The organism is Pseudarthrobacter sp. MDT1-56 (assembly GCF_059383555.1).
Genome location: NZ_JBWZCK010000008.1, coordinates 61,651 through 75,906, shown reverse-complemented (window position 1 = coordinate 75,906; position 14,256 = coordinate 61,651). Strand labels below are relative to the sequence as shown.

The 14,256-nt window shown below is 66.7% G+C and carries 14 protein-coding genes; 12 read left to right on the top strand and 2 right to left on the bottom strand.

Annotated features, from left to right (window positions below; genetic code table 11):
* The first annotated feature begins 115 nt into the window (after window positions 1-115).
* From AC50YC_RS12500 to AC50YC_RS12475, 6 genes are all read left to right on the top strand, one after another.
* Window positions 116-1,534: a GntP family transporter gene (locus AC50YC_RS12500; protein ID WP_494953834.1), complete on the top strand. Its 1,419-nt coding sequence runs from the start codon at window positions 116-118 to the stop codon at window positions 1,532-1,534.
* Window positions 1,534-2,427, top strand: a complete 894-nt coding sequence (locus tag AC50YC_RS12495; protein ID WP_494953833.1) for a class II fructose-bisphosphate aldolase — start codon at window positions 1,534-1,536, stop codon at window positions 2,425-2,427. Before AC50YC_RS12500 ends, AC50YC_RS12495 begins: the two co-directional genes overlap by 1 nt.
* A gap of 179 nt (window positions 2,428-2,606) precedes the next feature.
* On the top strand, window positions 2,607-3,941 hold the full coding sequence (locus tag AC50YC_RS12490) for an acyltransferase family protein (RefSeq protein WP_494953832.1): 1,335 nt from the start codon (window positions 2,607-2,609) through the stop codon (window positions 3,939-3,941).
* Complete coding sequence (locus AC50YC_RS12485) at window positions 3,938-4,282, top strand: GNAT family N-acetyltransferase (protein WP_494953831.1); 345 nt, start codon at window positions 3,938-3,940, stop codon at window positions 4,280-4,282. Before AC50YC_RS12490 ends, AC50YC_RS12485 begins: the two co-directional genes overlap by 4 nt.
* A 138-nt stretch (window positions 4,283-4,420) precedes the next feature.
* Window positions 4,421-5,173: a hypothetical protein gene (locus AC50YC_RS12480; RefSeq protein ID WP_494953830.1), complete on the top strand. Its 753-nt coding sequence runs from the start codon at window positions 4,421-4,423 to the stop codon at window positions 5,171-5,173.
* A gap of 29 nt (window positions 5,174-5,202) precedes the next feature.
* A complete protein-coding gene (locus AC50YC_RS12475; RefSeq protein WP_494953829.1) occupies window positions 5,203-5,985 on the top strand; it encodes an SDR family NAD(P)-dependent oxidoreductase in 783 nt (260 codons plus the stop codon).
* Window positions 5,986-6,043: 58 nt separating this feature from the next.
* On the opposite strand, the gene AC50YC_RS12470 is transcribed toward AC50YC_RS12475, so the two are convergent.
* Window positions 6,044-7,534, bottom strand: coding sequence for a helix-turn-helix domain-containing protein (locus AC50YC_RS12470; protein ID WP_494953828.1), 1,491 nt, complete (start codon window positions 7,532-7,534; stop codon window positions 6,044-6,046).
* A 120-nt stretch (window positions 7,535-7,654) separates the two neighbouring features.
* Between AC50YC_RS12470 and pxpA the strand changes: the two genes are divergently transcribed.
* The 6 genes from pxpA (at window position 7,655) to AC50YC_RS12440 (ending at window position 12,253) form a co-directional block, all read left to right on the top strand.
* On the top strand, window positions 7,655-8,404 hold the full coding sequence (gene pxpA, locus AC50YC_RS12465; RefSeq protein WP_494953827.1) for a 5-oxoprolinase subunit PxpA: 750 nt from the start codon (window positions 7,655-7,657) through the stop codon (window positions 8,402-8,404).
* A 50-nt stretch (window positions 8,405-8,454) separates the two neighbouring features.
* Window positions 8,455-8,700 carry an acetyl-CoA carboxylase gene (locus AC50YC_RS12460; protein ID WP_494953826.1) on the top strand — a complete coding sequence of 82 codons (246 nt, stop codon included), beginning with the start codon at window positions 8,455-8,457 and terminating at the stop codon, window positions 8,698-8,700.
* Window positions 8,697-10,052: an acetyl-CoA carboxylase biotin carboxylase subunit gene (locus AC50YC_RS12455; protein WP_494953825.1), complete on the top strand. Its 1,356-nt coding sequence runs from the start codon at window positions 8,697-8,699 to the stop codon at window positions 10,050-10,052. Before AC50YC_RS12460 ends, AC50YC_RS12455 begins: the two co-directional genes overlap by 4 nt.
* Window positions 10,049-10,960, top strand: a complete 912-nt coding sequence (locus AC50YC_RS12450; protein WP_494953824.1) for a 5-oxoprolinase subunit B family protein — start codon at window positions 10,049-10,051, stop codon at window positions 10,958-10,960. The genes AC50YC_RS12455 and AC50YC_RS12450 overlap by 4 nt, the downstream gene beginning before the upstream one ends.
* The gene (locus AC50YC_RS12445; RefSeq protein ID WP_494953823.1) at window positions 10,950-11,909 is read left to right on the top strand and encodes a 5-oxoprolinase subunit C family protein; all 960 of its coding nucleotides are present in this window, start codon (window positions 10,950-10,952) and stop codon (window positions 11,907-11,909) included. The genes AC50YC_RS12450 and AC50YC_RS12445 overlap by 11 nt, the downstream gene beginning before the upstream one ends.
* 161 nt (window positions 11,910-12,070) lie before the next feature.
* A complete protein-coding gene (locus tag AC50YC_RS12440) occupies window positions 12,071-12,253 on the top strand; it encodes a hypothetical protein (protein ID WP_494953822.1) in 183 nt (60 codons plus the stop codon).
* A 147-nt stretch (window positions 12,254-12,400) separates the two neighbouring features.
* On the opposite strand, the gene AC50YC_RS12435 is transcribed toward AC50YC_RS12440, so the two are convergent.
* Window positions 12,401-14,011, bottom strand: coding sequence for an MFS transporter (locus AC50YC_RS12435; protein WP_494953821.1), 1,611 nt, complete (start codon window positions 14,009-14,011; stop codon window positions 12,401-12,403).
* Between the last annotated feature and the right edge of the window lie 245 nt (window positions 14,012-14,256).

Here is a 14,256-nt window from a genome sequence, read left to right as displayed (position 1 = left end):
TTCCTCCGCAGCACCGCCAGATTCCCCAAGCCCGACGACGGCGGTTCCCCCCTCCGCCGTCGTCGTACCAACCCTCCGGTCCTTCCCCGGACCGGCCCGTCAAAGGAGACACCCGATGAGCGCTCTCGCTCTCCTGGCCATAGCCGCAGCAGGCGTTGCCCTGCTGCTCGTGGCCGTCATCAAATTCAAGATCCCGGCCTTCCTGGCGCTGCTGGTTGTCAGCGTCGCCGTGGCCCTGGTGGCGGGGATCCCGCTGCCGGACATCGTCAAGACCGTCACCGAAGGCATGGGCGGCACCCTGGGTTCCGTCGCCATCCTCGTCGGCCTTGGTGCCATGCTCGGAAAGATGATTGAGGTTTCCGGCGGCGCCCAGGCGCTGGCTGGAAAGTTCACCCAGCTGCTGGGACCCCGCCGCGTCATCGCCGCGCTGACCTCCGCGGCCTTCCTGCTGGCCATCCCCGTCTTCTTCGACGTCGGATTCATCATCCTGATCCCGATCATCTACGGTTTCTCCAAGGCCGCCGGGGTCAACCCGGTCAAGATCGGCCTGCCGGTCGGCGCGATCATGCTGGCGATCCACGTGGTTGTTCCGCCGCACCCGGGCGTTGTTGGCGGTGCCGGCATCCTCAAGGCGGACATCGGCTGGACCACCATCATCGGTCTCCTGATCTGTATCCCTGTGGGTGTGCTCGGCTACTTTGTAGCCAAGCGGCTCAACCGACGCGACTACGCGATGCTCCCCGGCACCGCGGAGCAGTTCCGCCTCTTCGGCACCGGCAAATCAGAGGTCGAGCAGGACGCGGCGCCCGGCAGCGGCGGCGTTGCTGTCAAGACCACAGCCAAGACCGCTCCCAGCCCGGCCATGATCATCACCCTGATTGTGTTGCCGATCCTGATGATCATGGTGGGAACCGTTGGCGCCGTGGTGCTGCCCAAAGGCAGCCTGGCCGCCGACATCGCGGCCTTCGTGGGCTCACCCCTGATCGCCCTCCTGTCCGCCCTCGGCTTGGCGTATTACTTCCTCGGTATCCGCCGGGGCTGGTCCTCGCAGCACACCGGTGAGGTCATGGACTCCGCCCTCGCACCGACCGCCATTGTGATCCTGGTGACCGGCGCCGGCGGCGTCTTCGGAAAAGTCCTCACCGTCTCGGGCATCGGCAAGGCGCTCGCCGAGGGGCTGCAGAGTGTGGGACTTCCGCTGATCCTGATGGCGTTCGTCCTGGCCGCGGTTCTCCGCGCCTCCCAGGGGTCGGCCACCGTGGCCATCATCACCACCGCAGGCCTGCTGGCGACCTCCGTTGCCGACGGCGGGTACTCGCCCGTGCAGACCGCACTGATCCTGGTGGCCATCGGCTTCGGTGCCTTCGGCCTGAGCCATATCAATGACTCCGGATTCTGGATTGTCACCCGATACCTGGGGCTGTCGGTTGCCGACGGACTGCGCACCTGGACGGTCCTCACGACCATCCTTGGTGTGGCGGGCTTCGCGCTGACGTTCCTCGTCTGGACCCTGGTGGGAGGCCTGAGCGTCTGATGCGCGTCCGTCTCGACCAGCTGGTGGTTTCCGCCCTTCAACAGGGATCGGCCGTCCCGGCCTTCACCTGCTACGACTTCACCACGGCGCTCGCCGTGGTGGGGGCGGCCGAGGCGGCCGGCCGCGGCGCCATCCTGCTCGTCTCGCCCAGCACGGCGGCCACGCCGAACGGCCTCCGGCTGATCGCTGCGCTGCGCGGCCTGGCCGACGGCGCCGGCGTTCCGGTCGCCGTGCAACTCGACCACGCCTCGAACCTCCGCGTGATTGCCGACGCCGTGACCGCCGGGGCGGACTCCGTCCTGGTGGACGGATCGTCGCTGGACTACGAGGACAACATCGCCCTGGTCCGGGCAGCGCGCGCCGTCCTGGATGTGCTGGCGTCGGGCGGCTCCGGCGCCGATCCGGAGGTCGTGATCGAAGCCGAGCTCGGCGGCCTGGCCGGCGACGAGGACAGGGCTTTTGGATCCGACGCCACAGGCAACGCCCCGGCGGCCGGGACGGCCGGGCTCACCGACTCCGCCCAGGTGGAGGACTTCGTGGCACGGACCGGCGCCCAGTTGCTCGCCGTGGCCGTGGGCAACGTCCACGGCAAGTACAAAGGGGAGCCGGAGCTGCGCTGGGACGTGCTGCAGGACATTGCAGTACGGACCCGCGTTCCCCTGGTGCTGCATGGGGCCTCCGGAATCCCTGCCGCCGAGCTTGTGAAGGCAGCCGCCATGAACGTGGGCAAGGTCAACTTCAACACTGAGCTGCGCACCGGCGTTCTTGAAACCCTTGAGGCACGCACGGCGGCGCACCGGACGGACGGCGAGAACCTTCAGGGGTTGCTGGCCGACTGGGACGCCTCGGCCGGCACTTTCGCGGCCACGGCCCTGGCGACGCTCTCGCGCTAGTCACCAACAGGCAGGAAAACGGGGGAGGCCAGGATCAGACCATGATCCTGGCCTCCCCCGTTCTGGGGGACCGACGGCACTGGCAGCCGGCCCGGACAAGGCCGACAATGGGGGCAAACACAGCAGCGAAGACTCGAACCCGCCCAGGCGGGCGGGTCGGCAGGTCCCGAGGGGGCTCGATGGTTCCACGGCAGCGCGCAGGGGGAAGCCAAACCCTGAGGCCGGACCGTGACCTGGTGATAGATCTCGCCAGGATATTCTGCCTTGCACTCGTCGTGGTGGCGCACACCATGATGGTGAGCCCCGTGCTGCACCCGGACGGCACCGTGACCTCCCACAACACCCTCGGCAACCAGCGCTGGTTCGAACCGGTGGTCTGGGTCCTGCAGGTCATGCCGCTCTTTTTCGTGGCCGGGGGCATCACCGGGTTGCAGTCCTGGCGCCGCCTCCGCGCCCGGGGCGGCGGCGCCTTCGACTTCATGCAGGCGCGGATGCTGCGGCTCCTCCGCCCGGCCGCTGTGCTGCTCGCGATCATGTTTACCGGGCTCTGGGCTGCGCGGTTGACCGGGGTGGACCCGCAGGTCACCCAGTTGCTGGCCTCCGGAGCGGGCATGCCGTTGTGGTTCCTGGCAGCCTATCTCGCGGCGCAGCTGAACCTTCCGCTGCTGGCGCGCCTGCACGCGCGGGCGCCCTGGCTGACCCTGGCGGTTCTCACATCGCTGGTGGTGACGGTGGACTGCCTGCGGGGGACCATGCCGCCGCTGGCGTACCTGAACATGGTCTTCCTGTGGTGCGCCGTGCAGCAGCTCGGCTTCTTCCTCGCCGACGGCAGACGGACCCCCGGACGTCCCGCGCTGGCGGGCATAATCCTGGGCAGCAACCTTGTCCTGGGCCTGCTCGTGTGGCTGGGACTGTACTCCGGGAACATGCTGGTGAACCTCAATCCTCCCAATCTGACCCTGCTGCTGCTGGGGGTCTCGCAGGCCGCGGCCCTGCAGCTCTTCCGGCCTGTGCTGGCGGAACTGGGGTCCCTGGCGTGGGTGCGGCGGTTCCTTGGAATCGCCGGGCGGTGGTCGATGACCGTCTACCTCTGGCATTTGCCCCTGCTTGCAGCAATGGCCGGGCTCCTGCTGTTGACCGACTTTCCGCAGCCTGCGGGGGGAAGCGCCGCCTGGTGGTGGGGGCGGCCGCTTGTGCTGCTGGCCTTGATCGGCCTGCTGCTGCCCGTACTGGCGGTCTTCGGCCGGCTCGAGGAACGCCCGACGGCGCCCGCCACCGCCCGGTCCCGCCCGGCGGCCGCCGTGGTGACGGCCGCCGTCGTCGTCTATGTTCCGGTGGCCGACGCCGCACTGAACGGACTCACGCTGGGACTGCTCGGCGGGGGAACGATGTGCTTCACGCTCGCGGTCCTGCTGCTGGGGCGGATCCCGGCCCGGTTCGTGGCCGACTCGGGCCGCGGCGGATCGGGTCCGCCATTGCCACGCCCGCCTTTAAGTGCCAATGTCGAACCATGACGGAGAACTCGGCAGCCACTGAAGACACGTTCAGCCCGAACGTAGCCACCACCCGGAATGATGAGCTGCACCGCTACGAGCTCCACGTCGGCGAAAAACTGGCCGTCGAGATCCGCTTCATCGACGAGCCCGGCCACATCGACTTCATCCACACCGATACCGCGGAGCAATTCCAGGGCCAGGGACTCGCCAAGGTGCTGGCCCACTTCGCGCTGGACGATGTCGTGGCGTCCGGCAAGAGGATCATCCCGAATTGCCCCTTTATGTACCGTTACCTGCGCCGGCACGACTCCTACAACCAGTACATCGACTGGCCGGAGCAGCCCCCGGCCGGAGCCTGAACCCCCGGCGGGCGCCTGAACCCCTGGCCGGCGGCCGGCCTGGACGGCCGGGTCCGCTTGTGAGCCGGGCTACAACCTAATAAAGTCGCTATCAGAGTTATGCAGTTGGCTCTTGGACGTGTCCCTTTGGAGAACCCCGTGAACCATAAACTGCGTGTGCTTGTCCGTGTGGATGTCAATCCCGGACTCGTGACCCTCGAAGTCACCGGCTGCCTTACCCAATCAGACTTTCCCGCGCTGCTGCACATCATGCGGCGCGCGGGGCGCCTCGGCGCAGGGACCGATGTCCTTGTTGACCTTCACGGTTCGTCCCATCTGGATCCGGAAATCCTCCTGCAGCTGAGGTCCATCGCTGACGCCAGCGTCGGCCTCGCGCCCGGGGCCGGTGCCGGTCCAGGAGAAGAGCCGTTCCGTGTCAGGCTGGCGGAACCAGCGGACCTGCCGATCTGCCTGCTGCACGTGGGCCCGGAAGGCGAGGTCCTCGCCGGTCTTGAGGTGGAGCTCGCGGCGGTACCGCCGCTTGACGTCGCTGGATCCCTACCGGACGGCCCGACTGGCCTCTCCGTGGCCACCCCCGCCGGGGAACAGCTGGATTCGGGGCTGGACGAGGCCTGCAGCCCGATTCCCGCCGAGCTCAACACCATCAACGGCCTGGAACTCTCCGAGTACTTCGAGGGAACCCTAGACCCCGCCGCCACCGTCCGGGCACTGTCCGACGCGGCCCTGGGCCAGCTGGCCGATGCCCTGTACCGGCACCTCGACACCAGCAGCCCGTCCTTCGGCGCGCACACCTGGTACGAGCTGGCCACCGAAGAGCTGCAGAACCGCCACCTGGGCGGCGCGGCCGATCCCGCGGAGGATGAACTGGCCGCGGGCACGGCCCTGGCCTGAGGCCAGGGGCACCGGGCTAAGCTGGCGCCATGACTGAACAAGCCGCGACGCCGGCGGGCACCACGGCCTTGGTCACCGGAGCAACCGCCGGGATCGGGGCGGAATTCGCCCGCCAGCTCGCCGAGCAAGGCCACAACGTGGTCCTCGTGGCCCGCGACACCGCCCGGCTGCAGGCCAGGGCGCAGGAACTGGAGAATCAGTACGGCGTGCGCGCCGAGGTACTCGCCGCCGATCTCGCGGACGACGCCGGGGTGGCGGCCGTCGTCGCCCGGCTTGCGGATCCGGCCCGTCCGGTGGACATTCTGGTCAACAACGCCGGAATGGGCCTGCTGCACCCCTTCGAGGAGAACGACATCGCGGAGGAGGCCAGGCACCTCAAGCTGCACGTCGAGACCGCCATGCGGTTGACGCACGCAGCCCTGCGGGGCATGCTCAGCCGGCACTCCGGCAGGATCATCAATGTCGCCAGCGTGGCTGCGTTCCTTCCCCGGGGAAGCTACTCGGCGGCGAAGGCGTGGCTTGTCAGCTTCTCCCGCTCGGCCAACCTCGCCTATGCCAACCGGGGCGTGAACGTCACCGCGGTCTGCCCCGGTCTCACCCACACCGAATTCCACGACCGGATGGGCATGGACAAATCGGTGGCACCGCGGTGGCTGTGGCTACAGGCGGATCGCGTGGTGCGTGAAGGCCTCGCCGACAACGCAAAGGGCAAGGCCGTCTCCATCCCGACCAAGCGCCACAAGGTGCTGGTCGCAGCCGCCCGTGTCCTCCCGGACCGGTTCGTGGCCGGGCCGCCCCGCCGCGCCAAATAGCCGGCCGGCGCTGGCCGGACGCGGGCGGGCAGCCCGGTGCCGGCGGTGGTGCGGGGGATCAGGGCGCATCCTCGGTGATCCGGACCGCCAGCATGCAAGTGGTCAGCCCGTCCAGGGTGTCGAGGCGGACGTTCAACAGCTGCGACATCAGAGCCAGCCGCTTGCTCAGGGTGTTCCGGTGGATATACAGCGCCTGGCAGGTCCTGGACGGCTGGGCGTCGTGCTCAAGGTACGCCCGGAGCGTGGGCAGCAGCTGGCCGTTGCTGGCCCGGTCGTAGTGGAGGAGCGGAGCGAGCAGGTTCTTCGCAGCGGCGTGGGCGCCGCTGCCGGCGGTCGCGACCACCAGGGCCCCAATGCTCATGGGAGCCGCGATGGCGGGGGCCTTGACCTCCCGGACGAGGCGCTGGGCGTGGGCCAGGCCAAGCCTCAGCTCATCCACGCTGCGCAGCGGCCCCTTGATCACCAGCGGGAGCCCGGGGACGATCCGCCCGAGCGAGTCCAGAAGGCGGTCCGGGATCACGTCCCAGTCGGCGGCGGTGTCCGTCCGGGCCTGCGCGAGGGCATATAACGCGCCGCGGTAGGTGAAAACAAGGGCGTTGTTCAGGTGCTCCTGCACTGCCAGCCGAATCCGCCAGGCGTGCGGCAGCTGGCTCTTTTCCGGCTCGGCCACCACCAGGAACGTGGGTGCGTGCGGGTCCAGACCGGTGGTCCGGAAGGTCCGGGTCAGCTCCTTCAGGGCCACCCCCTGCCAGTCTTCCAGCTGGTGCATCAGCCGTTCCAGCTTGGCCTGGTGCGGGACGCTGGTCGTGAAGGCGCTGTTGAGTTGCATGGCAAGAATGGATGACGCCGGCCCGATCAGGGTTGCGAGCGGCTCCCCGGTTGTCCCGCCCCGGACTACCAGTTGAAAATGGTCCGTTCCGCCGGTGGGGAGTGCGAAGCTGGACCCGCGGGTGCCGCGCGCATCGCGGCGGAGGTCCTCCGCTGTCCAGCGTGAACTGGCCGGCCAGCAGCTGATCAAGGCGCCGGTGGTGTCAAAAATGGCACATTGGCCTCCTGCCGCGGCGGCCACCTCCGCCAGCACGGCCCTGAGTGATCCGCCGGACCGCGCGGCCTTCGCGCACAAGTCGGCCAGCTCCCATGATTGCCGGGTGAGGGCAAACCGCTCGGCCTCGAGGACGCTGGTGACGAAGCGCTGCAGCTGCAGGGCCGGAACAACGCTGGGAACCTCCAGCAGGGGAATCCCGTGGGCCTTGGCCGCCTCCACGAGCGGGGTGGGAATCAGCCGGTGGGCCACTCCCGTGACGAAGGCGATGGCGCAGACGGGGACGCCGGCCAGCCGTTCGACATAGGCGTCCCAGGTCCGCTGGTCGAAGAAGTTGAAGCCGATTCCGTGGGTTATCAGCAGGGAGTTGGCGCCCAGGAAAGGGGTGGGGTCCAGGAACTCTGCGGGTGCGCTGTAACTGATGGACGTCGCCAGGCTCTTTGCCGTGGAAGGGGTATGCAGCCTGAGCTGGAGCGAGTCCTCCGCCAACAAATCCTGGACTCTCATTAGGCCCTTCCGGTGCGCCGTCATGCTATGAAACGGGTGTGCAGACTGCACACTTGCTTACAAAGTTAGTGGACACCTGCCCACTATGTAAGGTGCGGGCCAATCCCTAATGTTGAACGCATGAAGAATGTTAATGTGGGCAATGTCACAGCCAGCATCGAGATAAATTCGGACATGGGCGAAGCGTTCGGGCTGCACAGCTTCGGCAACGATCTGGCGCTGATGGAAATCATTGACGTGGCCAACGTGGCCTGCGGATTCCACGCCGGGGACCCGGACACCATGGAAGAAACGGTCGCGGCAGCAAAGGCGCACGGCGTGCGGGTCGGCGCGCACCCGGGCCTGCCGGACCTGACCGGCTTCGGGCGCCGGGAAATGAAACTTACTCCCGCTGAGGTTGAGTCCATCATCCTGTACCAGACGGGCGCCCTGGTGGGCTTCCTGAAGAAGGCCGGACTGGAACTCAACCACATCAAACCGCACGGCTCCCTGTACGGGATGCTCTCGCGGGACCCCGAGCTGATGAGATCCGCCACGAACGTCGCCGCACTGTACGGAGTTCCCATCTTCGGGCTCGCCGGAACGGCACACGAAAGCGTTTGCGCCGAAATGGGGGTGCCGTTTGTTGGCGAGCTATACGTGGACCTGAACTACAACCCCGCCGGCCAGCTCATCATCCAGCGCCGGCCCGAGGCCACGGACCCCGCCAGGGCCGCCGAGCGCGTGCGCCGGGTCCTCAACGACGGACTCGTGGAAACCTCCGACGGCTCCACCGTCAGCATCGATTTCGCCAGCGTCTGCGTGCACTCCGACGCCGCCAACTCGCCGGCCGTGGCGCAAGCCGTACGGGCAGCCCTGGACGGCCGGTAGCCCATGATCTGCCATGCACTGCCCTACCCAACGCAACTGAAAGGCACCCCATGTCACACCAAGTCACCTCGCCGCTTCCCGGAGTGTTCTACCGCAAGCCCGGCCCCGACAAGGATCCCTACGTGGAGGAAGGCGACCACGTCGAGGCGGGCCAGACCATCGGCGTCGTAGAAATCATGAAGCAGTTCAGCGAAGTCAAGACTGAAGTGTCCGGGAACCTGGTCAAGTTCGAGGTGTCGGATTCCGGCACGGTCAACCCGGGTGACGTCATTGCAGTGATAGAGGAAAAACCATGAGGAAGCTGCTCATAGCCAACAGGGGTGAGATCGCAGTACGGATTATCCGCACGGCCCGTGAACTGGGGATCCCCACGGTGGTGGTGGCCAGCGAACCCGATGTCGACGGACTGGCGGCGCGCCTGGCGGATGAACACGCGGTCATTGGCCCAGCCCCGGCCAGCCAGAGTTATCTGGACCATGCTGCCGTCCTGAAAGCGGCAGCGGACTTCGGCTGCGATGCAGTGCATCCCGGCTACGGATTCTTGTCCGAGAACGCAGTATTTGCCAGAGCGGTCATGGACGCGGGCCTCATCTGGGTGGGTCCGTCCCCGGAAGCCATCGAGCTGATGGGGGACAAAGCGCGGGCCCGGCAGGCTGCCGAGGCGGCGGGAGTTCCCACCCTGCGGGGCACACACGGCGAGGCCCCCACCGGCGACGCGCTGCTGGAAATCGCAGCCGAGATCGGCTACCCCCTGGTGGTCAAGGCGGCCGCAGGCGGCGGCGGGCGCGGAATCCGGCTCGTGACGCGGGCGGAGGACCTGGCCTCGACCGTCGATGTGGCGCAGGCCGAAGCGGCCGCAGCGTTTGGCAGCGCCGCTGTCTACCTGGAGAAGTTCGTGGAACGCGCCCGGCATGTGGAGGTTCAGATTCTCGGCGACGGCACCAACGTGGTCCATCTCGGGGACCGGGACTGCTCCATGCAGCGGCGGCAGCAGAAAATCCTGGAGGAAGCACCCGCCCCCGACCTGCCGGACGCCGTTCGGCAGCACATGCTGGAGTCCTCCGTGGAGCTCGCCCGGCAGTGCCACTACAAGGGGTTGGGCACGGTCGAGTTCCTTTACGACGCGGTCAACCACGAGGTTTCCTTTATCGAGATGAACACCCGCCTCCAGGTGGAGCACCCCGTCACCGAGATGGTCACCGGCCTGGACCTGGTCCGTGAACAGTTGCTGATTGCTGACGGGGAGCCGCTGCGGATGCGGCAGGAAGACGTCGTCTTCCGCGGCCACGCCTTCGAATTCCGGCTCAACGCCGAAGACCCGTCCAAGGGATTCATGCCCAGCCCCGGGCTGCTGGAGCGCCTCGACTGGCCGGGCGGCCCCGGTGTCCGCATCGACTCCGGCTTCGTCGCCGGATCCACCGTGATGCCTTTCTACGACTCGCTCCTGGCAAAGATCATCGTCTGGGACGAGACCCGGGACGAGGCAATCGGCAGGTCCATCCGCGCCCTCGACGAGATCACGATCGAAGGCGTCTCCACCACGATTCCGCTCCTGAGCGCGGTGCTGCACCGGCCGGAACTAAAAACTGTGGAACACCACACCAAGTTCATCGAAACCTGCCCGGAGATCCTGGGGGACCTGTCGTGACCGATACTGTGAGCGCCGGCTCGCTGAAAGGCGCGGCGCGCTACACCTGGGGTGGCGATGAGTTCCTTTTCGTGGAAATCTCCGAGGCGATGAGCCTGGCCGCCAACTTCAAATCCAACTCGATGGCCACCAGGCTCGGGGGCCGGGCGCTATCCGGCGTGACGGAAATCTGTCCCGCCAATGCGTCCCTGCTCGTTCGTTTCGACCCCGATGTGCTGGGCGCCGAGGAACTGGAAGCAGCGATGCGGGAGATCGAAGTCGAAGTGGACAATGCATCCCACCCGGTGCTGAACACCCGCCTTATCGAAGTGCCGGTCTGGTACGACGATCCCTACACGAGGGAAACCGCTGCACGCTTCCGGAGCGGCCACCAACGGCCCGAAGGGACCGACCTGGATTTCGCGGCCGAGGTCAACAACCTCTCCGGTGCTGCGGAGTTCATCAGGCGCCATCACAGCAGTCCCTGGCTGGTTTCCATGGTCGGGTTTGTCGCGGGCCTGCCGTTCATGTTCCAGATGGTGCCCCGCGAGCAGCAGCTCGAGGTACCGAAGTACCTGAGCCCGCGCACGGATACGCCTCCGCTCACCGTCGGCCACGGCGGGTGCTTCGCCTGCATCTACTCCGTCCGGGGCGCCGGCGGCTACCAGATGTTCGGCATCGCCGCGGCTCCGATCTTCGACCCGGCGCAGTCCCTGGCGGACTTCAAGGACTTCATGGTCTTCTTCAAACCCGGCGACATCGTCAAGTTCCGGCCCATCGATGAGGACGAATACAAGGTCATCAAGGATCAGGTGGAAGCGGGCACCTTCGTCTATAAGCAGGTGCCGGTCACGTTCGACTTGGCCGAGGCCCTCGGCGACCCCGAAAGCTACAACACCAAGCTATTGGAGAACCTCAATGACTATTGAGATCTTGGAACCCGGCCTGTCAACGACGGTCCAGGACCGGGGAAGATTCGGCCACTACAACGTGGGAATTCCGCAGGGCGGCTCCATGGACCAGCTCTCCGCGGAGATCGTGAATGCCCTGGTGGGCAACAGTGCCGAGGAAGCGGTGCTGGAGTGCACCTACCTGGGCCCGAAATTCCGCACCTCCGAACCAGCGGTCATAGCCGTGGGCGGCGCCCCGGTGGACGTGAAAGTCAACGGGGCCATGGCGCCGCAATGGGAAGCCATCGAGTTGGCCGCCGGGGACGAGGTGTCTTTCGGCTTCCTGAAGGGCGGCACCCGCTACTACGTGGCAATCCGCGGCGGTATCGACGTGCCCCTGGTGCTCGGCAGCCGCTCCACGTACGCCCTGGGTGCCCTGGGCGGCTACCTGGGGCGCAAGCTCGCCGCCGGGGACGAGGTGCCGGTCGGTGACACGGCCGCCGGGGAAGTCCTCCCCGGAATCGCCCCGGAGTTGCGGCCGGCGTTTCCGGCCGAAACGGAAATACGGGTCCTGTTGGGCCTCTACGACCACCGGCTGACCGAGTCCGGACTCGCGACCCTGCTGGACTCGACCTGGACCCTCACCCCGGTGGCCGACAGGACTGGCCTGCGGTACAGCGGTCCGAAGATCGAGTGGAAGGCGCGGGAGCAGCCCTTCGGCGCCGGCTCCGATCCCTCCAACATTGTCGACGCCGGATATGCGGTGGGTTCCATTCAGATCCCCGGCGGCAACGAACCGATCGTCCTGCACCGCGACGCCGTGTCCGGGGGAGGCTACGCCATGGTCGCAACCGTGATCAGCGTGGACATGGACCAGCTCGCCCGCAGCGCCCCCGGCACTAAGACGCGGTTCGTCGCGGTGACCATGGAGGAAGCCGTCGCGGCCCGGGCGGAAGGAAAGGCCCTCCGCCGGTCCATCTGGGGATAACCAACCCATAGCCCCGTGGCTCCCGCCACCTACGGGATCATCAACCTGGTGCTTTCCCGCTACGCTGCCAGGACCGGACTGACGGTGAGTGCTTTCTCCCGGACCCTGTTCGGGCTGCTGGGCTCGGCTCCGCCCGCATCAACACGGCCAACTACTTCCTCGTGTCGACGAATCTCTCGGCCTTCGCCCACCGCGCGTTCGGCCTCAACCTGCCGCGGTATGTCTGGGTGCTAGCCGGCCTGTACTACGCCGCGTACAAAATATCCCCGCCACCGGTCATGGACGGGCACAAGAACCTCACGCCGGAGGAGCACGCCGAACTCCTCGCGGCGGAGCCGCAGTAGCCGGACACGCCTAAGGCCTGCCCTGCGTGCCTCCCCCCAATGGGTAATCACGCAAGGCAGGCCTCAATGGGCGGGACTTCGCTACGGAATCCGGATTAGCCGGCTGGGCTCAGGATGAAACCCGGCCGGGCTGCCAGAGGGGCAAACTCAGGCTCCGGCCGGAACCTTGTCGGTGTCTCGGGCCGTCGTCGAACCAGCGGCATCTGCCGAAGCCGTGGCAAACGGCATGTCCATTTCCACCAGGTCGATCAGCGGGTTCTCGTCCTGGTTCGCAACGATTTCCTTGGCCTCGGCCTGGGTGTCCACGCTGGGCATGGAGCCCGGCAGCGGGCGCTGGGCCGATTCCTTGAGGAAGTAGATCGCAACGGCACCGATCGCCGAGGTGGCCATCAGGTAGTAGGCCGGCATCATGTCATCGCCGGTGGCGCCGATGAGGGCGGCAACGATGAAGGGTGTGGTGCCGCCGAAGATGGCCACGGAGAAGTTGTACGCGATGCCCATGGCACCGTAACGGCTCGCCGTCGGGAACTGCGCAGGCAGCGCCGAAGCCAGGTTGGCCACGTAGAAGGTCACCGGGAAGGCGATCATGCCCAGGCCCAGAAGGGTGGACCAGATTTCTCCGATGCCGATCAGCATAAACGCCGGGGTGGCCAGGACGACGGTGCTGAGTGCGCCGATCCATAGCACGGGGCGGCGTCCGATCCTGTCGGAAAGCTTGCCGGTCAGCGGAATGCACAGGCTCATGATGACCAGCACGGGGATGGTCAGCAGGGTGCCGTGCACGGGATCGTAGCCCTTGGACTCGGTGAGGTACGTCGGCATGTAGGACGTCAGGGCGTAGCCTGCGGTGTTCGCGGCTGCCACCAGGATCATGGCGACGATGAGGGAACGCCAGTAAGCCTTGACGATGCCTACGGGGCCCTTGGAAGCGGCGGCGTCGGAGGACGTGGCATCCTTCGCGTTTTCCTCCTGGGCGTCCAGGGTGGCCTGGAACTGCGGGGATTCCTCGATCTTATTCCGGAAGTAGACCGCGATCAGGCCCAGCGGACCGGCAATGAGGAACGGGATCCGCCAGCCCCACTCCTCCATGGCGCTCTGGCCAAGGGTCAGCTGCAGGACGGAGACGAGGGCGGCGCCGAGGGCAAAGCCGAGGTAGCTGCCCATGTCCAGGAAGCTGGCGAAGAAGCCGCGGCGCTTGTCCGGGGAATATTCGCTCACGAAAGTCGTGGCACCGGCGTACTCGCCGCCGGTGGAGAACCCTTGGACAACCTTGAGCAGCACCAGCAAGGCAGCAGCCCACATGCCGATCTGCGCGTAGCCGGGCAGCAGGCCGACGGCGAACGTACTCGCAGCCATCAGCATCAGGGTCCAGGCGAGGACCTTCTGGCGGCCCACCTTGTCGCCGAGCCAGCCGAAGATGACTCCACCCAGCGGGCGGGCAATGAAGGTGGCGGCGAAGGTTCCGAGCAGGAACAGGGTCTGCACGGACTTGTCCGCTTCGGGCAGGAACACCGGACCCATGGTGGTGATCAGGTAGCCGAACACACCGACGTCGTACCACTCCATGGTGTTACCCACGATGGTGCCGCCGAGGGCCTTTTTAAGCATCGGCTTGTTGACGACGTTGACGTCGGACTCCTTGAGTCGACGGCGCGTCCGCAGCTTTGGTTTCTTAGCACCGCTGGGTGCAGCTTGGTAGGTTCCGCTGGCGTTCATCACGCCTGCTGAAGAGTCGGTCGTGCTTCGGTCTTTGGGCATTTGGGCCGCTCCTAAGGGGGTCATTTGCTTGCGACTGGTAGCTGCCCCGCTCTGGGCAGGCCTTCAATTTTACGCGATTTCTATGGTGTTTCCGAGTTTGGTGCCGTATCATCCGATATTTCGACCCCAATAGGGCGCTTGTTGGCGGGTTTCTTTCCGCGGTTTCGCCGCGCCATTGCAGGGAAACCCCGGCCTCCACCGGGGGCTGCGGAAACTTTTTCCCCGCAGGGCCCCCAGCAGCCGGA